Annotated in this window: 22 protein-coding genes and 1 tRNA gene; 15 read left to right on the top strand and 8 right to left on the bottom strand. The window is 46.5% G+C overall.

All coding sequences use genetic code 11. The features are described from left to right. Nucleotides 1-113: 113 nt before the first annotated feature. From uvrA to FEN17_RS10830, 4 genes are all read left to right on the top strand, one after another. Entirely contained in the window at nucleotides 114-2975 is a 2862-nt protein-coding gene (gene uvrA, locus FEN17_RS10845) for an excinuclease ABC subunit UvrA (RefSeq protein WP_138365387.1), read from the top strand. Nucleotides 2976-3025: 50 nt separating this feature from the next. After that, nucleotides 3026-3451, top strand: coding sequence for an Xre family toxin-antitoxin system antitoxin (locus FEN17_RS10840; protein ID WP_138365386.1), 426 nt, complete (start codon nucleotides 3026-3028; stop codon nucleotides 3449-3451). 5 nt (nucleotides 3452-3456) lie between these two features. After that, the gene (locus FEN17_RS10835; RefSeq protein ID WP_138365385.1) at nucleotides 3457-3936 is read left to right on the top strand and encodes an RES family NAD+ phosphorylase; all 480 of its coding nucleotides are present in this window, start codon (nucleotides 3457-3459) and stop codon (nucleotides 3934-3936) included. A gap of 83 nt (nucleotides 3937-4019) precedes the next feature. After that, a complete protein-coding gene (locus tag FEN17_RS10830; RefSeq protein ID WP_138365384.1) occupies nucleotides 4020-4856 on the top strand; it encodes a fumarylacetoacetate hydrolase family protein in 837 nt (278 codons plus the stop codon). 88 nt (nucleotides 4857-4944) lie between these two features. On the opposite strand, the gene FEN17_RS10825 is transcribed toward FEN17_RS10830, so the two are convergent. From FEN17_RS10825 to era, 3 genes are all read right to left on the bottom strand, one after another. Beyond that, nucleotides 4945-5331 carry a hypothetical protein gene (locus FEN17_RS10825; RefSeq protein WP_138365383.1) on the bottom strand — a complete coding sequence of 129 codons (387 nt, stop codon included), beginning with the start codon at nucleotides 5329-5331 and terminating at the stop codon, nucleotides 4945-4947. Nucleotides 5332-5659: 328 nt separating this feature from the next. Continuing rightward, complete coding sequence (gene der / locus FEN17_RS10820) at nucleotides 5660-6970, bottom strand: ribosome biogenesis GTPase Der (protein ID WP_138365382.1); 1311 nt, start codon at nucleotides 6968-6970, stop codon at nucleotides 5660-5662. 60 nt (nucleotides 6971-7030) lie between these two features. Further along, nucleotides 7031-7957, bottom strand: a complete 927-nt coding sequence (gene era / locus FEN17_RS10815; RefSeq protein WP_138365381.1) for a GTPase Era — start codon at nucleotides 7955-7957, stop codon at nucleotides 7031-7033. 171 nt (nucleotides 7958-8128) lie between these two features. Between era and FEN17_RS10810 the strand changes: the two genes are divergently transcribed. The 6 genes from FEN17_RS10810 to FEN17_RS10785 all read left to right on the top strand — a co-directional run bounded on the left by FEN17_RS10810 (nucleotide 8129) and on the right by FEN17_RS10785 (nucleotide 12054). Further along, nucleotides 8129-8201, top strand: a tRNA-Met gene (locus tag FEN17_RS10810). A gap of 156 nt (nucleotides 8202-8357) precedes the next feature. Then, nucleotides 8358-8516 carry a 50S ribosomal protein L34 gene (gene rpmH / locus FEN17_RS10805; RefSeq protein WP_015813300.1) on the top strand — a complete coding sequence of 53 codons (159 nt, stop codon included), beginning with the start codon at nucleotides 8358-8360 and terminating at the stop codon, nucleotides 8514-8516. Nucleotides 8517-8639: 123 nt separating this feature from the next. Next, nucleotides 8640-9056, top strand: a complete 417-nt coding sequence (locus FEN17_RS10800) for a ribonuclease P protein component (protein ID WP_138365380.1) — start codon at nucleotides 8640-8642, stop codon at nucleotides 9054-9056. 6 nt (nucleotides 9057-9062) lie between these two features. Then, nucleotides 9063-10715, top strand: a complete 1653-nt coding sequence (locus FEN17_RS10795) for a S41 family peptidase (protein WP_138365379.1) — start codon at nucleotides 9063-9065, stop codon at nucleotides 10713-10715. A gap of 36 nt (nucleotides 10716-10751) precedes the next feature. Continuing rightward, nucleotides 10752-11444 (top strand): tRNA (adenosine(37)-N6)-threonylcarbamoyltransferase complex dimerization subunit type 1 TsaB, encoded by a 693-nt coding sequence (gene tsaB / locus FEN17_RS10790; RefSeq protein ID WP_138365378.1) that lies wholly within the window; start codon nucleotides 10752-10754, stop codon nucleotides 11442-11444. A gap of 73 nt (nucleotides 11445-11517) precedes the next feature. Beyond that, complete coding sequence (locus FEN17_RS10785) at nucleotides 11518-12054, top strand: DUF2480 family protein (protein WP_138365377.1); 537 nt, start codon at nucleotides 11518-11520, stop codon at nucleotides 12052-12054. Here FEN17_RS10785 and rnhB read toward each other — a convergent pair. From rnhB to FEN17_RS10765, 4 genes are read right to left on the bottom strand one after another with little or no spacing between them, the layout of a single operon-like run. Beyond that, complete coding sequence (rnhB, locus tag FEN17_RS10780) at nucleotides 12012-12641, bottom strand: ribonuclease HII (protein ID WP_138365376.1); 630 nt, start codon at nucleotides 12639-12641, stop codon at nucleotides 12012-12014. The genes FEN17_RS10785 and rnhB overlap by 43 nt on opposite strands. Beyond that, nucleotides 12641-13657, bottom strand: a complete 1017-nt coding sequence (locus tag FEN17_RS10775) for a VWA domain-containing protein (protein ID WP_138365375.1) — start codon at nucleotides 13655-13657, stop codon at nucleotides 12641-12643. Before FEN17_RS10775 ends, rnhB begins: the two co-directional genes overlap by 1 nt. A gap of 3 nt (nucleotides 13658-13660) precedes the next feature. After that, nucleotides 13661-14587: a hypothetical protein gene (locus FEN17_RS10770; RefSeq protein ID WP_229208773.1), complete on the bottom strand. Its 927-nt coding sequence runs from the start codon at nucleotides 14585-14587 to the stop codon at nucleotides 13661-13663. Between the two features lie 5 nt (nucleotides 14588-14592). Further along, nucleotides 14593-15483: a DUF58 domain-containing protein gene (locus FEN17_RS10765; RefSeq protein WP_138365374.1), complete on the bottom strand. Its 891-nt coding sequence runs from the start codon at nucleotides 15481-15483 to the stop codon at nucleotides 14593-14595. Between the two features lie 84 nt (nucleotides 15484-15567). Here FEN17_RS10765 and FEN17_RS10760 point away from each other — a divergent pair, with 84 nt between their 5' ends. Then, complete coding sequence (locus FEN17_RS10760; protein WP_138365373.1) at nucleotides 15568-15927, top strand: DUF4296 domain-containing protein; 360 nt, start codon at nucleotides 15568-15570, stop codon at nucleotides 15925-15927. Between the two features lie 48 nt (nucleotides 15928-15975). Continuing rightward, nucleotides 15976-16713: a polyprenol monophosphomannose synthase gene (locus FEN17_RS10755; protein ID WP_138365372.1), complete on the top strand. Its 738-nt coding sequence runs from the start codon at nucleotides 15976-15978 to the stop codon at nucleotides 16711-16713. On the opposite strand, the gene FEN17_RS10750 is transcribed toward FEN17_RS10755, so the two are convergent. Beyond that, a complete protein-coding gene (locus FEN17_RS10750) occupies nucleotides 16703-17896 on the bottom strand; it encodes a M20 metallopeptidase family protein (protein ID WP_138365371.1) in 1194 nt (397 codons plus the stop codon). The two genes, FEN17_RS10755 and FEN17_RS10750, sit on opposite strands and share 11 nt — an antisense overlap. Nucleotides 17897-18093: 197 nt before the next feature. On the opposite strand from FEN17_RS10750, the gene FEN17_RS10745 reads away from it, so the two are divergent. The 3 genes from FEN17_RS10745 to FEN17_RS10735 all read left to right on the top strand — a co-directional run bounded on the left by FEN17_RS10745 (nucleotide 18094) and on the right by FEN17_RS10735 (nucleotide 20849). Beyond that, the gene (locus FEN17_RS10745; protein WP_138365370.1) at nucleotides 18094-18975 is read left to right on the top strand and encodes a class I SAM-dependent methyltransferase; all 882 of its coding nucleotides are present in this window, start codon (nucleotides 18094-18096) and stop codon (nucleotides 18973-18975) included. A gap of 36 nt (nucleotides 18976-19011) precedes the next feature. Next, nucleotides 19012-19947, top strand: a complete 936-nt coding sequence (locus FEN17_RS10740) for a glycoside hydrolase family protein (RefSeq protein WP_138365369.1) — start codon at nucleotides 19012-19014, stop codon at nucleotides 19945-19947. 83 nt (nucleotides 19948-20030) lie between these two features. After that, nucleotides 20031-20849, top strand: a complete 819-nt coding sequence (locus tag FEN17_RS10735; protein WP_138365368.1) for a phytanoyl-CoA dioxygenase family protein — start codon at nucleotides 20031-20033, stop codon at nucleotides 20847-20849. Nucleotides 20850-20851 lie beyond the last annotated feature (2 nt).

The following is a 20851-nucleotide window of genomic DNA, read 5'->3' as shown; positions in this document are numbered from 1 at the left end:
AAGCCCGCCAGCTTTTGCAGACTCTGGACGCCAAACTAAATAACTGCGGTTTTGGTTAACCTTAAGATCGGTGCATGACAAACTTGTACCGGATATTCAATTGAATTTTTCCTATGATGCATTTAGCTGTACCGCGGATTGAGGCTTCCCAATTCGATGATCTGGATCCACGAAAATACATTCTGATCAAAGGTGCCCGGGTTAATAATCTTAAAAATGTTGATGTAGCCATCCCCCGCAACAAGCTGGTCGTGATCACTGGACTTTCCGGCTCCGGCAAGTCGTCGCTGGCTTTTGATACCTTATTTGCGGAAGGTCAGCGGATGTATGTGGAAAGTCTCAGCAGCTATGCCCGCCAGTTTTTGGGCCGGATGGAAAAGCCTGAGGTTGAGTACATTAAAGGTATTTCCCCAGCGATTGCGATCGAGCAAAAAGTCAATACAAGAAATCCACGCTCGACGGTTGGTACTTCGACGGAAATCTATGACTATCTGAAATTATTATATGCAAGGATCGGCCATACTTACTCGCCGGTCTCGGGGAATCTGGTTAAAAAGGATTCGGTGACCGACGTGGTCAACTACATGCTGGGCCAGGAAGAAGGCACGCGGGTGATGATCCTGGCGCCGCTGCTGGTGCGCGAAGGCCGCTCGCAGCAGGAAGAAATGACGATTTTGTTGTCAAAAGGTTATAACCGGATTGTGCTGAATGATGAGGTAGTGCAAATTGAGGACGTGCTGGAAAATCCGGATAACTATTCGCAGGCTGGCAACCAAATCTTTATTCTCATTGACCGTGCGGGGATCAGGCATGATGACGAGGATACGCAATACCGGCTTTCGGATTCGGTTCAAACTGCTTTTTTTGAAGGTGAGGGCGTTTGTATTGTGGAGGTAGTGAATGTGGAAAAGCGCGTTTTTTCGGACAAATTTGAGTTGGACGGGATCACATTCGAAGAGCCGAGCGTCAATTTATTTAGTTTCAACAATCCTTACGGTGCTTGCAAAAGGTGTGAAGGTTTTGGAAAAGTGTTGGGAATTGATCCTGATTTGGTGATTCCTGATAAAAATCTTTCGGTATACGAAGGTGCGATTGCTCCCTGGCGCACCGAAAAAATGAATGAGTGGCTTTCGCCGCTGGTCCGTAATGCCGCGAAGTTTGATTTTCCGATCCACAGACCTTTTAAAGATCTTACCGCCGAGCAAAAAGAGCTGCTCTGGACTGGAAACAAGTATTTTCAAGGTATCAATGATTTCATCGCCGAGATCGAAACCCAGACATATAAGATACAATATCGGGTTATGCTATCCCGTTTTCGCGGCCGCACAACTTGCCCCGATTGCCGCGGTTCGCGGTTGCGGAAAGATGCGTCTTTTGTGAAAATCGGCGGCGCTTCTATTACGGATTTGGTTTTAATGCCGATCCAGGATGTTTCTACATTTTTTAAAAAACTGGAAGTAAGCCAGCACGACCGTGAAATTGCGCGGCGCGTTTTAACCGAAATCGAAACCCGCCTGGACTATATGATCCGCGTGGGATTGGGTTACCTGACATTAAACCGACTGACGAGCACATTATCTGGTGGTGAGTTTCAGCGCATTAAGCTGGCAACTTCGCTGGGAAGCGCGCTGGTAGGCTCAATGTACATTCTGGATGAACCCAGCATTGGGCTGCACCCAAGAGATACGCAGCGGCTGGTAGGCGTGCTGGAATCTTTGCGTGATTTGGGAAATACCGTGATCGTGGTCGAACATGAAGAGGAAGTGATGCACGCGGCGGACCAGATCATTGACATTGGTCCTGAGGCCGGTACGGGCGGTGGTCACGTAGTTTTTCAGGGAAATCAGGAAGATATCGCGGGTTTGCGTGACAGTGGTTTTGACCCGGATGAAGAGGATGTGAAGTCACATACGCTTGATTTTCTTTTGGGAAATGATTCGATTGAAGTGCCAAAAATCCGGCGCAAATCTCTGCATCACCTTGAAATAAAGGGTGCGCGTGAAAATAATTTGAAAGAACTGGACGTAAAAATCCCGCTTAATAATCTGACAGTTGTAACCGGCGTCAGCGGATCGGGCAAATCCACATTGATCCGGAAAATCCTCTACCCCGCCATGATGCGCCTCAAAGGGGAATTCAGCGAGGAAGTTGGGAAGTTTGATGAACTCTCCGGCAGCACCGACCGCATCGAGGCGATCGAAATGATTGACCAAAATCCGATCGGAAAATCGTCGCGCTCCAATCCGGTAACATACATTAAGGCTTACGATTATATTCGCCAAATGATGGCAGACCTGCCGCTTTCCAAGGCACGTGGCTACAAACCTTCCCATTTTTCTTTTAATGTAGATGGCGGCCGCTGCGAAATTTGCCAGGGTGAAGGTCAGGTAAAAATCGAAATGCAATTTATGGCCGACATTTATCTGACCTGTGAAGGCTGTAATGGAAAACGGTTTAAACAGGAAATCCAGGAAGTGCGCTACCAGGAAAAAGACGTCGCTGAAATCCTGGATATGACTGTGGATGAGGCGATTGAGTTTTTCCGAGAGTCCGAGCCAAAGCTGGCAGATAAATTGATGCCTTTGCAGGAAGTAGGATTAGGATATGTCGGTTTAGGGCAATCTTCGAACACATTATCCGGCGGAGAAGCACAGCGCGTAAAGCTGGCATCATTCCTCGGCAAAGGTTCTTCCAACAAAGGCAAAACGCTTTTCATCTTCGACGAACCTACCACCGGACTACATTTCCACGACATTAAAAAGTTGCTAAAAGCCATCAACGCACTCGTAGAGCAAGGCGACAGCGTGATCATCATCGAGCACAACATGGAAGTCATCAAATCCGCAGACTGGATCATCGACCTCGGCCCCGAAGGCGGCGACAAAGGTGGCTACCTCACATTTACCGGAACGCCGGAGGAAATGACGAAGCTGGAAGATAATTATACGGCGACATTTCTGCGGGAGAAGATTTGATTTTGAATAAAGTCACTTATCTTAGTGACAGAATTCACTTTGGGAGGGCTATGGCGCTATTAATGTTTGAGGATGATCTTGTTCCGTATGGTTCAAAACCTGCATTGGGGTTTCACATTGTTGAAAAATCAAGAGAGGGAGTTTTGCGCTCCGCTGCTGATGACGTGTCAAAGCTGGTCGGCCTCACCGACAATGAAATAGCTTATGTGTTAGGTATGACGCCGCGCAATCTTCACCGCATTCAATCGGAAAAAAAGCTAGGAACCGACGCTTCTGAGCGATTGATTCTGCTAAAAAACATTCTGACACACGCGCTGGATACTTTTGAAGGTAAAAAAAGTACGGTGCTCTACTGGCTGAGAACGCCAGTCCGCGAGCTGAATGATCAGTCGCCGCTGCAATTAATGGATACGATCACCGGTTTTGGATTGGTCGATGAAGTTTTGGGCCGTCTGGATTATGGTCTTCCAGCTTGATATGCATGCCGGTAGTTTACAGAATTGTTAGGGAAAAATTCAAATCACAAGCACTTTCAACCGAAGGAAGTCGACTTTACGGCGCCCGGTGGAATCCCAAAGGAACCGGCGTTTTGTACACTACTTCTTCTCCTGAGCTGGGTTTGGTAGAAACATTGGCCCACGCGCCTGGTGTGCGTTATGAGGATTTGCCTGCGTACTGGCTTTCTTCCATTCAAATCCCGGACGATATCCGCACATTTTCACGGAAGGAAATGCCTGATTTCTGGCAGGAAAAAACCTACGAACGGACGCAGCACTGGCTGAAAGATTGGTTGTTAAAACCGGATGTACTCGCCGTAGCATTGCCTTCCGTCATCGTCCCTTTCTCGCAAAACATTATTCTCCACCCACGGCACCCGCTTTTTGAGGAAATCACATTGATTGCTCAGGAAAGAATCCCGATTGATGAAAGGCTGTGGCGGGTAAATAGATTGTCAAAATAGCCCAAATATCCACAGAAACCGTAATATCACAGTAGAGAAAATCTGCGTGAGACTTATTGAAGCCTAAACATTACCCGCATCCAATGAAGCTATATAAAACAGAAAATGGCATTCTTCTTGAAAATGAGGACGTTTTTTATCGTTTGCATGAAACCGACTGGGACCTTGCCGTGAACCGGGACAACCTCCGCGAGTGGCTCGAAATTCAGATCGAATCTCTAATCCCGCTGACATTTACCGACGACATTCCGATGCCGGAAGTGCTCGCGCCGATCGGATCGCAGGAAGTGTGGGCTTCGGGCGTAACTTATTTCAGGAGCCGCACGGCGCGGATGGAAGAATCGGAAAAAGCCGGTGGAGGAAGCTTTTATGACCGGGTTTATGAAGCTGAGCGTCCGGAATTATTTTTTAAATCGACTGCCTGGCGGGTTGTAAGCCACAAAGGTGACGTGCGGATCAGGCGGGATTCATCCTGGGATGTGCCGGAGCCGGAACTGACGCTTTTTGCCTCTACTGCTGGTGTGCTGCAAGGATATACCATCGGTAATGATATGAGCTCCCGCAGCATTGAAGGTGAAAATCCTTTGTATTTACCTCAGGCTAAGTCATATACAGGAAGCGCAGCACTCGGACCCTGCCTTTATGTTCCCGAATATCCGCTTGGAGATGATACCACGATCGACTTGTCGATTATCCGCGATGGCGAGGAAGTTTTCAATGGCGAGGTAACCTTGTCCCAAATGAAGCGTAAACCGGACGAGCTGCTGCATTATCTTTTCCGCGAAATGGCATTTCCACAAGGCGCCTATCTCATGACAGGGACCGGCATCATTCCGCCTTCGGATTTTACATTGAAGCAGGGCGATGTGGTGCATATAACCATCGAACCAATCGGAACATTGACGAATACAGTTGGTTGAGGACGCCAATTTCAAAATACGGACATAAAAAACCCAAGACATAAGCCTTGGGTTTTTGGTTTTGTATGTAGCTAGTTTTTAAAACTTCTCAGCCCAGGTGCGACCCCAGGAAAGTGTAGATCACGCAGCGAACCATTGATACCAGCTTGGTTACCATTGATTCGTCGCCATCGTCGCTTTTTTCACTGTCGAAAAATGACATTGGGCCTTCTTCCAGCACTCTTTCATTAAGCGTCGAAGTTGCTGGCGCTTGGTTTGTCAAATCGACATTTACGAAAGCAGCTTGTTTTACCTGAACAGTTGCTTTTGCTTTCACAACTGTTTTCGCTTTTTTCACCACCACTTTTTCAGTGACGGTTTCCTTACCTGTCTGCAACTTTCTGTGTGCCACAAACATGTTGTGAGCGTATCCGGTTGCACCAGCTTGGTAGCTGAAAAGCGTTAATGTTAATATGAGCAGTTTAAGTGTTTTCATGGCTTTTGATTTTTCAGTCGTTCAGGTATAACCGGGGTTGAAATCGTGTTAACTAATTGACTCTACAAATATATATGTTTTGTTAGGTATCTTGCAATACATAGTACCTTGTTTTTAACAAAATTTAGGAAAATTTTTTACAAGGCTATTTTAAACGGCAATTATGTATCAGTTAACAGATGTAAAGTTAATATAAAAGGTTGCTGCAGAGGAATTAAAAAAGACGAACCGCAGATTTTGGTACCTGAAATGTCGGCGAGAGAAGATCAAATGAAAAATGCCGGAAGCTGATCGCTCCCGGCATTTACTATAAAGTATGTTTGAGAAATTATTTCTCCCTAAAAAAGATCGTGATCGGCACGCCTGAAAAATCGAAATTTTCTCTCATCCTGTTTTCCAGATACCTTAAATAAGGCTCTTTCACATGTTTTGGATTACTGCTGAAAAACACAAAAGTCGGTGAGGGCGTCGGCAGCTGGATCATATATTTAATGTTAATATACTTTCCTCTGTGCGCCGGCGGCGGATACTTCTCGATTTCGGCCTGCATCACATCATTCAGTTTCGAAGTCGTGATTTTCCTGGTTTTATTCTGGAAAACTTCCATCGCCTTTTCCATTACCTGGTGAATACGCTGTTTTTCAACTACCGAGGCAAAAATAATTGGCATGTAATTCATCGGCGCAAGTCTTTCGAGAAGCGCTTTTTTATAGGCATCCGCAGTTTTTGAGTCTTTTTCAACCAAATCCCACTTGTTGACCATAATCACAATCCCTTTTTTAGCCTTATCTGCCTGACCGATAATGTTGAGGTCCTGGCCTTCCAAACCCAAAGTAGCATCCAGCAAAACGATACAAACATCGGATTCCTCCATCGCCTTCATCGAGCGCAGGGTGGAATAATATTCAATATCTTCTTTTACGCGGGATTTCCGTCTGATCCCGGCGGTATCGGTCAGGATAAATTCCATCCCGAAAGCATTATAATGCGTATGGATCGCGTCACGGGTGGTTCCTGCGATATCGGTCACAATACTTCTGTCGGTGCCGGTCAGTACATTCAAAAAAGACGACTTACCCACATTTGGCCGTCCCATGATGGCGATGCGCGGAATACCGGCTTCCGGATCTTCCACGCCGGCGGTTTCAAAATGCGTGATAACCTGATCTAAAAGTTCTCCCGTACCAAAACCGGTTTGTGCAGAAATAGCGAAGATTTCATCCCCTAAGCCTAATTCATAAAATTCTGCGGCAGACTGGTAGCGCTCGGTCGTCTCCGCTTTGTTCGCTACCAGATATACCGGCTTGTCAAAACGTCTGAGCACATTCGCAAAATCTTTGTCCAAATCTGTCAGCCCCGACATGGTATCGACCATAAACAAAACTACCGTCGACTCTTCGATCGCCAGTTCCACCTGTTCGCGGATCGCGCCTTCAAAAATATCGTCGGAACCCACTACATAACCGCCTGTATCTATAACTGTGAAATACTGATCTGTCCACTCTCCGTAACCATAATGTCTGTCACGCGTGACGCCACTCTGATTATCCATAATCGCCTTGCGACTCTCTGTCAGCCTGTTGAATAATGTAGACTTGCCCACATTAGGACGGCCGACAATTGAAATAATATTTGCCATTTTTTACTAACTATTAATTGTGGTCCGGGCAACATGTCACCCTTCATGCATTGTTAAAATTTACTCCTGATATCCAAACTGGCGCAGCTTGTTTTCCTTGCTCCGCCAATCGGGTTCCACTTTGACGTGCTGTTCCAGAAAAACTTTTTTCCCAAAAAACGCTTCCAGGTCATGCCTCGCCTGCGAACCTACTTTTTTAAGCATTTCGCCCTTTTCACCTATAATGATCCCTTTCTGGCTCTTGCGTTCAACAAGGATCTCGGCACGGATGACGATAATGTCGTCCTTTTCTTTAAACTCGGTGATAACCACTTCGGAGCTGTACGGAATTTCCTGGCGGTAGTTTAGAAAAATCTTCTCGCGGATCATTTCGGAAGCGAAAAAACGCTCCGGCTTGTCGGTAAGTTCGTCTTCATCAAAATACGGCGGATGAAACGGCAGCCTGGTAATCACCGCATCGAAAAGCGTTTCAATGTTGGCATTTTCCAAAGCCGAAATCGGGATAATTGCCGCGGGATGAATCTCATTTTCCCACTCGCCCATTTTCAGCTTCACTTCCTCGTCATTCGACAAGTCTATCTTATTCAATACCAGCACAACAGGCGCATCTGCACGGCCTAATAATGGTAAAACTTCGTGATCTGAAACCTTCTCTCCCACTTCCACCACAAACAAAACCACGTCCGCATCTTCCAGGGATCCTTTTACAAAAGTCATCATGGAATCGTGCAGCTTATAGGCAGGTTTGATCACGCCCGGCGTGTCAGAATACACAAGCTGAAACGGAATATCTTCGTGCTTACCATTTAATATACCCAGAATCCGGTGCCGCGTTGTCTGTGCTTTTGAAGTGATGATCGACATTTTTTCTCCTACCAGCACATTCATCAGCGTCGATTTCCCAACATTGGGCTTACCTATAATGCTGACAAAACCCGCGCGGTGATTGCGGAGGGCAGGCGCTTTCGATTCTTCTTTTTCTTCCATAAAATCCCTTACTTCTCAATTATTCTGCAAAAGTACGGTTTTATGCCCAGCTAATTGCAATTGATAATGAGTATGATACGAGTTATCGAGAGAAAACAGGCAGAAATTTTTAACAAAAAGGTTGCATTGTTAAAATAGACGCAGTATGTTTGCACTCCATTTCAACAACACCGCGGGATGGAGCAGTTGGTAGCTCGTTGGGCTCATAACCCAAAGGTCGCTGGTTCGAGTCCAGCTCCCGCTACGGAGAAAAAAGCCACTTTAACGAGTGGCTTTTTTGTTTGCCCGGCATGGAAGACAAAAAGTTTTACAATCTTTTTCATAAATAAAATTTTTGTCTACCTTTGCAAGCCGAAATTGAGACTAGAAGAGATTTATATCGCAATAATTTGATACTGAGATGAAACGTACCTTTCAACCATCGAATCGCAAGAGGAGAAACAAGCACGGTTTCCGTGAGAGAATGTCAACGGCAAACGGGCGTAAAGTAGTAGCGGGCCGTCGCAAAAAAGGCCGCTGGAAACTGACCGTTTCTGACGAAAAACGCCACAAGCAATAATCCGCGTTTGTAAGTTTGAGTAGGAGACGTAAGTCGGGGACGCCGAGTCATTAGACAAAGTCTTTTCATAGTCTGATAAGTTTGTAACCATCAAGCTTATCAGACGTTTTTTTCTACAAGAACTTGAAACAAACATTTGGCAAAAATGAACGTCTTTGCAGCCCCCGAATAATCGGAAGGCTTTTCAAGCGAGGTAGCACGGAAATCCATACGTTCTACCTTTTTCCTTTCAGGGTACTGTACATTTACGAAACACAGTCCCCTCCCCCGCTTCCCCAGGTCCTTTTTTCTGTTTCCAAGAAAAGTTTTAAAAAAGCTGTCGACCGCAATCTTGTGCGCCGCCGCTGCAAAGAGGCCTATCGTCTCCAAAAAGAAAGCCTGCTTTCCCTGTCTGCCGAAGCCAGACCTTCCTATATCGCTTTTTTATATCTTGCAAAAGAAATAACTTCATATGACGTTATTGAAACGGCTATGAGGCAAACGCTCAAACGACTTGAAAGGCTGCCCTCTTCGCATCAGAGAAATCCATCTAATTCCTGACCATAGATGAAAAAATACCTTCGCTCCGTCCTGCTGGCTGTCCCGGTGATTGGCGGACTTGCATTCTTTTCCTTTCGCCAAGACGACCGTCTTTTTGAAATTGCCCGCAACCTCGACATTTATGCCACGCTTTTTAAGGAGCTGAATGCTTATTATGTCGATGAAATTAATCCTAACCTGCTGATCAAGACTAGTATAGATAATATGCTGCGGTCGCTGGATCCGTATACGGTTTACTATGCGGAGGATGACATTGAGGATTACATGACCATGACCACCGGGAAATATAATGGTATCGGTGCGATGATCAACTCGGCGGAGGGCAAGCATACGGTGATGATGGTGTATGAGGATACCCCTGCGCAAAAAGCGGGTTTACAGCTCGGCGACGAAATCACTAAAATCAATGGAATTGATCTTTCGACGAGAGAGGATTTTGATACCGGAAAATTGCTCAAAGGCCAGACGCAAACCAGTGTGACGCTTACCGTAAAACGCTACGGCATCACTAAGCCGCTGGATATTACACTGAACCGCGATATTGTAAAGGTGACCAATGTGCCTTATTATGGCATGCTCAATGAAAGTGTTGGCTACATTGACCTGAAAGATTTTACGGCCAGTGCTTCCCGCGAAGTGCGAAATGCATTCCAGGAATTGAAAGGCAAAGGCATGAAATCGGTGATTCTGGATCTGCGTGATAATCCGGGCGGGCTGCTGAATATGGCGATTGAAATTTCTAACATATTCATTGCCAAAGGTGAAGAGATTGTTTCTACAAAAGGTAAGGTAAGTGAGTGGAACAAAACTTACACCGCCTATAATCCTGCGCTGGATACGGACATTCCGGTTGTGGTTTTGACGAATAACCGCAGTGCTTCTGCTGCTGAAATTGTTTCGGGTGTGATCCAGGATTATGACCGCGGCGTGCTGATCGGGCAGCGGACTTATGGAAAAGGGCTGGTACAAACTACCCGCGATCTTTCTTACAATACAAAAATGAAGATCACGACTGCCAAATACTACATTCCAAGCGGCAGGTGTATTCAGGCGATCGATTACAGCCACCGCAATGATGACGGTAGCGTCGGTAAAATCGCGGATTCTCTGATGACCGAATTCAAAACGAAAAATGGGCGATCTGTTTTCGACGGAGGTGGTATCTTACCTGATATTCTGACAGAAAAAGAAACATATTCCCCTCTGGCTACTTCGCTTGGAAGAAATCGGTTGTTTTTCGACTACGGCGTCAGGTATCATTTTGAGCACCCAACTATTAAACCGGCCAAAGAATTTCATTTGACTGACGCTGATTATGCTGCTTTTGTAAAATGGCTGGGTGACAAAGAATATGACTATACCACCCAGGTTGAGCGCGACCTGAATGATCTGGAAGCTTCGGCCAAGAAAGAAAAATCGCTGGAAGTTATTGAAGATCAGCTGAAAGCATTGAAATCCAAGCTAAGCCACAGCAAGGATAATGATTTGCAGATTTTCAAACCGGAGATCAAGCAAATCCTGGAAGAAGAAATCATCAAACATTATTACCTTGAAAAAGGGATGCGGGAAGCTTCTTTCAATGAAGATCCGGAAGTGAAAGCGGCACTGGCCTTGTTCAAAGAGCCGGCGCGCTACAATGAAATTTTGAAAAAGAAATAATTTCCAGCCCGTCCAAGAAGACGGGCTTTTGCTTTTATGCTCCTACTTAGTATTGACACCTCCATCCGCGGCTGCTCAGTCGCGGTTCACAATGACGCCGGACTGATTGCCGGATACGATCTTTTTGCGGACAAATCTTCGTCGGCGATGCTGACCACGTTGATTAAAAACAGCATTACCGATGCTGGTTATCAATTGAATGACATTGACGCCGTAGCGATTGCAAAAGGGCCGGGATCCTATACCGGGCTGCGTGTGGGTGTTTCTACGGCGAAAGGGCTTTGCTATGCACTGGACAAACCGTTGATTGCGATCAACACCCTGGAAGCGATGGCTTTGCAGGTCGGCAGCTTTTTTCCGGGACATTTGCTTTGCCCGATGATCGATGCGCGCCGGATGGAAGTTTATTGCGCTGTTTTTGACGATCAAAATCAATTTGTCAGACAAACGGAGGCGGTTATTCTTGATGAAACTTCATTTCAGGATTTATTGGCAAATCATAAAATCGTCTTGTTCGGCGATGGCTCGGCGAAATGCAAGCCCATTTTTGGCGAACATTTGAATGCGATCTTTTTGCAGCAAAACATCAAACCTTCCGCCCGGACTGTCGGCGAGCTGGCTGTGAAAGCATTTGACGCAAAACAATTTGAAGATGTGGCCGCATTTGAGCCTTACTATCTCAAAGATTTTATGTCACCTGCCCGGAAGAAAACCAGCGCGCTGGTCTAGAAAAGTCAATTTCTCTTAACATTCAAAACAAAGTGCGCTCAAATGGTGTTAGCCATTTTGTAAAAAAGATTTTATGGAAACTGAGGAAATCGTCAACCGGGTAGCAAGTAGCGGGATCGTATCATTGGATCTGGAAGAACTTTACCATCCCGGCGAGCGCATTGTTTATGATATCAAGGATAACTTGTGGCAGGGAATGATCCTGCGTGAGAAAGATTTCAGAGAGTTTTTGAAAGCACACGACTGGTCTCAATATCAGGGGAAAAACATTTCCGTGATTTGCTCGGAAGACGCAATCGTGCCGACCTGGGCTTATATGCTGCTGGCTGTGTACCTGGAACCTTACGCTAACTCCATTGTTTTTGGCGACCTTAATGCGCTGGAAGACAAGCTTTTTTCAGATGCGATCCGAACAATTAATGTGGAAGAATTCAGAGGAAAAAGAGTGGTCGTGAAAGGCTGCAGCAAAGTGCCTGTGCCTGTTTCGGCTTATGTCGAAATCAGCCGGTTACTCAAACCTGTAGTACAAAGCTTAATGTTCGGCGAGCCTTGCAGTACGGTGCCCATTTATAAAAAACCCAAGTCCTCCACTTCTTCCTCAATCGACTGATCGCCGTCTTCTTTGATCAGTCTGAATGTCATCCGGTGGTAAGAACATGGTCCGTGCGTACCGATCGCTTTCCGATGATGGATAGTAGGATAGCCCACATTATGCTCCCAACCATAATGCGGATATTGGGCGGAAAGCCGGGACATTAATTCATCCCGGTAATTCTTTGCCAAAACCGAAGCCGCCGCAATCGACAAATAATGTGCATCACCTTTGATAATGCAGGTGTGCGGGATCATGGGGTAAGGCGTAAACCGGTTGCCATCAACCAGCAAATGTTCCGGTTTCATTCTTAGCTTGTCCACCGCCCGGTGCATGGCTAAAAAGCTCGCTTTCAAAATGTTGATCCTGTCAATTTCAACATTATCCACTTCTGCCACCGCCCAGCAAAGCGATTCGCGGATGATTTCCTTTTCCAGTTCCAGGCGCTGAATTTTGGTGAGCTGCTTGGAATCGTTCAGAAAAGAATGTTTGTAATCTCTTGGCAGAATTACCGCAGCAGCTACCACCGGCCCCGCCAGGCACCCTCTCCCGACCTCATCGAGCCCGGCCTCAATCACCTCAATGTTATAATACGGTCTCAGCATTAATCTTCCAGAATATTTGCCATGAATGTACTTTTCGTCCCGATGGCAATCAGTAAAAACGACACGGCCCAGTAAAGATAGATCCTGTAAAAATCTTTGATATCACGCGACAGCATATCTTTTGATTTTACTTTCTCCAACTGATCGATCTGTTTAAAAACAGTTTCGAGCGCAGAGTTATCGGTAGCACGAAAATACTTTCCATTGCCCAAACCTGCAATATTCTGTAACTCTGCTTCGTCGAATAATGCAGTCGAGCGGGTACTATCTGCCTGTGCTGCCTTCTTGGGCTGGCCTACTGAAATGGTGTACACTTTCATCCCGAATGCGCTGGCAAGCTGCGCGGCGGTCGTAGGGCCGAGGTTTCCGGAAGTATTATCACCGTCGCTGATCAGGATCGCCACTTTACTTTCGCCCTGCGTATCGCGCATCCGGTTTACGGCCACGGCCAGCGCACTGCCGATCGCGGTGCCGGCAGTGGGGATCATTTTGGGATTTACTTCATCCAGAAACCCGTAAAGTAGCTCATAGTCAGTGGTGAGCGGACAAAGCGATACGGCTTCGCCTGCAAAAATGATCAGCCCAATACGGTCCTGCAACCGTCCCTGAATGAATTTCCGGGCTACTTTTTTCGCTGCGGCCAGGCGGTTTGGCGTCAAATCTTTTTCCAGCATGGAATCCGAAATGTCGAGCAGGAGCATAATATCGATTCCTTCCGAATACTGGTCGCGGCGCTCGGAAATGACCTGCGGGCGCGCAAGGGCCACAATGATCAGGCAAACCCCTAATCCGACACATACCGGCTGCACAAATCGCAGTAGCGTGAGCCAGTCGGCCAGTCCCCCGGCGCGGGTATGGGTGATCGCCAGCCGCTGCTTGTGTTTTCTGTGAAAAGCAGTCCGCAGCCAGAAAAGCACCGGTACAAAAAGAAGCAGGTACAGCAGGTATGGATATGCCCAGTCATAAGACCGGAAAGTCTCGTAGGTAAACCATTTAAGTGAAAACCAGTTATCCATTTTTTAAACCACCGGGCTGTCCAGAATAAACCTGCGCCTGTTCCTGTAAATCCGGGTTGCGCCGGTTTTGAGCACTTCGAGGTACACATCCATATTTTTGGATTTTCCCTGTCCGCCGTATATGATGCCGTCCATGTTTTTCAAGGCGTCCGCCAGCTCGTCGTCCGGCATGTTATCAATAATTTCGCGGGTAGTGTACGTGGCAAAAGGTTTTCTTTCAAGCCTTTCGAGATAATTTTTCCAGACAATAATGGCTTTTTCAGCATCTTTAATGTTCTTCCTTTCCCGCGCATTCCGCATCAGACGGTTAAATGAGCGCAAATATTCCAGATGCCGCCGCTGCAATTTGATCAGCTGCCACTGCTTGTAAATGTCCTGCCCAAAAACCCAGTAAATGCTGCCTGCAATCCCAATTATTAATGCAAAAGAGCCGATCAGGATAGAAAAATTAAATTGTCTGGCCAGAGGCATCACGCGCGTCTCAGCTTCGAGGACTGCTTTATCCTTCGATTGGATCATGTTATTTTTTGCTAAGAAAACAGAATCCCTTTGTGTAAAAACAGCCGTGCAATCTTTCCTGTGAAAAACGTAAACCGGCAGCCGCAGTGATTGTACGGCCGAAACATCAAATGAAACCAAATGATACACCGCACTATCCAATGTACCTCTGCCGTCGGTGCTGGAAACAAAACTTTTGCGCGAAATCAGCTCAAAAGGCGAATAATTAAATAAAGTATCCGGGAAAAAAATTTCGGTCGCGGGGCTGTGGCGGACACTGAGGGCAAAATAAACGGGCTTTCCTACTTCAATGCTGTCTGTTAAAAATACGCCTGATGGTTTCAAATTCTGGCCCGAAGCAGCATTCAGGCAGAGGACGGACGTAAAAATTACGCCGGCAAGCCATCTCAATGTTGCATTCAAACTCGTCATGGATATCAGGGCTGGGAAGCAGAACTTTTGGTATAACGCCTGATTTTAAACAAATGGATCAATGCCGGAACATAATCTTCCTGGGTGTTGATCGCCATGTAATTTGCCCGGTTTTGGTGGCAGAGCTTCTTCAATTCTGCACTGCGGTTTCCAAACCGGTTCGACATTTCCTCGCGGTATTGTTTCGAAGAAGTATTGACCCAGACAGTACTTTGTTTCTCGGCGTCATAAAGCGGGATAATGCCAAGCCCGGGCAGGTTCACTTCTCTTGAATCGTATAAATGTATGACGATCAAATCGTGTTTCCGGGCGAGTGCTTTCAGGTTATGCTGGTAATTGATGTCGATGAAATCGGAAATCAGGAAAATCAGGCTCCGGCGTTTCAGCAGGTTTAAAGTAACCAGGATCGCGTCGGCAATGTTGGTTTTGGTAGATTCCGGTACGAGCTTGTATAGCTCCGAAATGAGGCCGTAACCATGCTTCATGCCGTCGGAAGGCCGGATATATCTTTCATTTTTATCAGAAAAACAGAGTAACCCGACGCGCGTTGCTTCCTGGATGGCTGAAAGTGTAAGTACGCCGCAAATTTCCTTGGCAATGTCGATTTTCAGCCGCCGGATCTCGCCTACCTGCTGGGATGCGCTGACATCAAGCATAAAAAATGCCGTCTGCTCTTTATCTTCTTTAAAAATCTTGATGAATGTGCCGTGGCCTTTTGCAGAAGTATTCCAGTCGATCGCCCGTACGTCGTCGCCGTATTGATAGAGCCGCAGGTCGTCGAATTCCAGCCCCGACCCTTTGAAAACTGAGTGAAAATTGCCGTGCCGCTCGCTGGTGACCGCCTTCCGCATCCTTATTTCATACTTTCTCAGCTTTCCCAGGAACTGCTCAAACATAAGTTTTGCGAAAAATTTGCAACCTTTGTTATCAAATGTATACAAACAAAGATATGCATTTTGATACTTATGCGGCGGTCGACCATGAATTTACGGTATGGGATAATGCTTTTTCTGACGCTTGGCTTGCAGGTTTTTGGCTGTAAGGAAGATGAGAAGCCTCCGAAAAACACTTTGTCGGAAGAACAAATGGCGACGATCCTGACAGACATTCACCTGGCAGAATCGCGGGTAAACCGGCTGCAATTAAGGTCGCTGGATTCGTCTTTAATGATTTTTAACAAATTAAAAGACGACGTCTGGAAGAAATATAAGGTGGATACCGTGGCCTATCGTGAAAGTTACGCGTATTATATGACGCGGCCGGAACTGATGACCCGCATTTATGAAAAGGTGAACAAGAAGATCGAGACGCGGGAGAAAAAGAATGACATTAAACTTTGAAAAAGCACTAATTCCTTCACACATAAAACTTTAAAACAGCCCTAGCTTGTGAATAATTGTATTGTAGTGATCCCAACCTACAACGAGATCGAAAATGTTGAAGCCATCATCCGAAAAGTATTCAGCCTGAATCATCCGTTTGACCTCTTAATTATTGACGACGGCTCGCCGGACGGAACTGCCAATGTGGTGAAAACTTTGGCAAAAGAATATGAAGGAAAGCTGCATCTGGTAGAGAGACAGGGGAAATTGGGATTGGGTACAGCATACATTCACGGGTTCAAATGGGCGCTGGAAAAAGGTTACGAGTATATTTTCGAGATGGATGCCGATTTTTCCCACCCGCCGGAAGATTTGGTGCGGCTCTATCGCTCCTGCGCCGAAGAAGGCAATGATGTCGCGATCGGCTCGCGGTACATTACGGGTGTAAATGTGGTTAACTGGCCGATCAACCGGGTTTTAATGTCCTATTTTGCAGGATATTATGTAAGAATGATCACCGGCATGCAAGTCATGGATCCAACCGCAGGCTTTATTTGCTACACTGCCAAAGTACTGAGGACCATCAACCTGGATAACATCAAATTCATCGGCTATGCATTCCAGATCGAGATGAAATTCAATTCCTGGAAATATGGCTTCAAGATCGCCGAGGTACCGATCATTTTTACAGACCGTACCAAAGGCGCATCGAAAATGTCACGCGGAATTTTTAAAGAAGCGATTTTCGGCGTGATCAGCCTGAAAGTGAATAGCTACTTCAAACGCTACATTCCTAAACATTAAGTTCGGAAATTGCCAGCCAGCTCATCAGTCCGGTGGAAATTTCCAGCGCATCTTCGTCAATGTCGAAAGTTGGGGTATGCACGCCGGAAATAATGCCGCGCGCCTCATTTCTGGTCCCTAACCGGTAAAAGCAGGAATCGACAACCTGGGAATAAAAGGCAAAATCTTCCCCCGCCATCCAGAGATCCAGGTCGATCACATTTTCGGCACCTACATAGCCTGTCGCGGCGGTTCTTACTCTTCGGGTCAGTTCCGGGTGATTTTTCAGGAAAGGATAACCCTTTAAAATTTCAAATTCACAGCTTCCGCCCATCGCCTCGGCAATGTTCTCGGCCATTTTTTTCATTCGTTTCAAACCATCTTCCCGCCACTCTTCGTCCATGCAGCGCCAGGTTCCCTGAATGGTTACTTCGTTGGGAATCACATTGGTAACCCCGTCCGCGATAAAACGCCCGAACGATAAAACAGCAGGATTTGCAGGATTTCTATTTCGGCTGATAATCTGCTGCAAAGCCACGATGATGTGCGATGCCATCAAAACCGGATCGACTAGCTGATGCGGTGCTGCGGCGTGGCCTCCTTTTCCTTTGACAGTCAGATAAAGTTCGTCGGTACTCGCCATGTACATTCCTTCGCGGAAACCGATTTTTCCCACCGGAATATTAGGTGCCACATGCTGGCCTACCATGCTGGTTGGTCTTGGATTTTCCAGAACACCTTCGCGGATCATTAAAGATGCCCCGCCCGGCGCTTTTTCCTCGGCAGGCTGGAAAACCAGTTTGATGGTTCCTTCAAATTCTTCTTTCAGTTGATTCAAAATCCGCGCGGTACCCAACAAGGATGAAGTATGCACATCATGTCCACAGGCATGCATCACGCCAGGAACCGTCGATTTATAGGGAACATCATTTGCTTCCAGGATCGGCAGTGCATCCATGTCCGCCCGCAAACCGACAACTCTTGACTCAGGATTTCGGCCCTCGATCAATGCTACCACGCCTGTTCCGGCGATACCTTCCTGTGGGCTTAATCCAATTGCAGTCAGCTCGGCAGCGACATATTTGGCTGTTTTGAATTCCTCAAAAGACAATTCCGGATTACTGTGCAGGTGGCGACGGTGGGCAATGATATCTGCGGACTGGGCTTTGGCAAGTGCCTTTATTTTTTCCTGAAGCTGGGACATAACAAACTAAAATCTAACGCTGACCAACATTTGATGAACTGAATCTCCCAAAGGTAACAATAAATAGAATCGCTCGCCGGAGAGTTCTTAAACCGCCATTTCGCGGCCCTTTTGATAAAGAGACACATTGCGGTGGATATTCTTCCAAAGAAAAAAACTAATTTTGACCAGACACGAATCAATCATTATACCACAAAATGGATCAAAAGGAGTTTTTAGAATCGCTGGTTTGTCCGCTTACTGGAACCCCGTTAACATTGGCCGCCGACGGCAAGACACTCACTAGCCAGGATGGTACCGTTTACGAAATTGGCGATACCGGCATCGTTAATATGTTATATCCCAAGGAATTACTGCCTGAAGATGCCCGCGAGCAATATCTTTATGATCAGGCATTTTTGAGATATGACAGAGGTGTTTCCTGGGTTTTCGAAACGCTCAACCATTCCGACGAAGCTTCTACAAGACAATTCTTTATTGATTTAATGGAGCTGAAACCCGGTATGACGGCACTGGAAGTAGGCGCTGGTACCGGTAAGGATTCCGCATTGATTTTGGACCGGGTAAGACCTGGCGGTACTGCGGTATTGTCCGACTTATCGCCCAATATGCTCAAACTGGCGCAGGATAAATTGTCCACCGAAGATGTGAATGTGCATTATTTCCTGGGCAACGGATCTTACCTTCCTTTTCCTGACGATACGTTCGACGCTGTTTTCCATTTTGGTGGAATTAATACGTTTTCAGAGAGAAAAAGAGCTTTTGATGAGTTGACCCGCGTGGTCCGTCCTGGTGGAAAAGTGGTTGTTGGTGACGAAAGTGTTGCGCCATGGTTGCGGAATACGCCTACTTACGCGACGCTTTTAAAGGCAAATCCATTGTTCCGTGCAGAGGTGCCTATTGAAGATGTTCCGGCCAACATTGAAAACTTCAAGCTGCATTACGTTTTCGGAAATGCATTTTATATCATGGAATACCGGGTTACTGCCAAAGCGCCGGAGGTGGACATTGATCTGCCGATTCCCGGAAAAGATTTCGTCGATACCTGGCGCATCCGTGCCGAAAAGGCCGTCGACTAGATTTTAGCTTTGTCAAATCATTAATTTTTCAAATCCATGTGGGTTAAAAAAGGAGTTGTATACAAGCCGGACGGCACATTGGCGCACAGTCTATCGCACGCGCAGGTACCTTTCGCTTACAAGCATAAAGATTTTCTTCGCATTTATTTTTCTTCCAGAGATTCAAAAGGCCAGTCACGCCCGACATTCCTGGATGTGGATTACGACGATCCGAAAAAGATCCTCTACATCCACGACAAGCCCATTTTGGAACTGGGTGGCCCGGGTGAATATGATGAAACCGGCGCGATGCCTTCCTGGTTTGTAGACCGCCCAAATGGTGATATCTGGCTGTATTACACCGGCTGGAACCGGACACACAACTCCTACCGGCTTTCGATGGGACTTGCGGTAAGTACGGATGGCGGTTTATCATTCAAAAAAATGTTTACCGGCCCCATCATGGACCGCAGCATTCAAAACCCGATCTGGGCAGCGCAGCCTTCGGTGATGATCGACGAAGACGGAACCTGGCGGATGTGGTACATTTCCGGCCACAAATGCGAGTACATCCACGATTATCCCGAGCCTTACTACCGAGCACAATCGGCTACTTCCAAAGATGGTATCCACTGGGAAATCAGCGACATTCCAACATTGGACTTCGACGATTTTCTGCATGCAGTAGGCCGCCCGAGCGTGTTCAAGGAAGATGGTATTTATAAAATGTATTACTCCTACCGCCACACCCGCGACTACCGCACGGATCGTAACCAGAGCTACCGCCTGGGTTACGCCGAGTCAGTTGACGGGACGAATTGGGAAAGAAAAGATCACCTGGTAGGAATTGAGAAATCCGACAATCCGGAGGATTTTGATTATCAAATGATCGATTACGCGAATTTCTACCAGCATAATGGCAAAAAGTATTTGCTATATAATGGTAACGGTTTTGGCGCTGCCGGATTTGCTTATGCAGTTTGGGAAGACTAAAATCCTTTCATGCACTGATTTACATCAGGACATTGATTTTCAGAGAGCATTAATTTTGAGCATAATCAAAAATTGATCTTACAATGAGTACACTTCAGGAACAGTTCAACAGTGAGGGATATGTCCTTTTGAGAGATTTTCTCGATAAGGACGTCATCAATAACATATACCGCGACGCGCGGGAAATTTTCAACAAGCAGATCAAACGAGTAACCGGAAAATCGGTGGATATCGATGACCGCGATGCTTTTGAGAATGCCATGTTTGAGTTTTTTGAGAAGGATTTCAATGCATTTGTCAATACCGGCAAAACAGTTCAGCATACATTTTCGCTGCACAGGCTGGGACTTGATCCGAAAATCGAGCAGCTTTTGAAGGATGTTGGTCTTGCCAATCCGATTATCGGAGCGCGCGCGGCGATGCAATTCAACAGCCGGTTTTTATCCAAAGACGGCAGTAAACATTGGAAACTGGACGCACACCAGGACTGGCGGACCGGCCAGGGTTCTCTGGACAGCGCGGTGATCTGGTTCCCGATGGTAGATGCGGGAGCGGATATCGGCGCTTTGCAAGTGATTTCGGGCAGTCACAAGATCGGCTTACAGGAATCGAGTACTTCGGGTTACCAGGGCGGGATTACCTCTACAATCAAGGATGAAGATTTTGTTCAAACGGAATTTCAAGTCGGCGATATCCTGATTTTTTCCGCATTTTTGATACACCAGTCTGGCAACAACATTACCCGCAACATCCGCTGGTCTGTACAATTGAGATATAACAACCTCGACGAGCCAACATTCATCGAGCGCGGCTACCCGATGGCCTACATTTACAAACCTGAAACTGAGCTGGTGACGCCCGACTTTCCAAGTGTGGCCCAGTTGAAAGAAGTTTTTAGTTGAGA

The organism is Dyadobacter luticola, from assembly GCF_005860805.1.
GTDB lineage: Bacteria > Bacteroidota > Bacteroidia > Cytophagales > Spirosomataceae > Dyadobacter > Dyadobacter luticola.
Note: the sequence above shows the minus strand (reverse complement) of the source record. Positions and strands in the feature narration are given on the sequence as shown.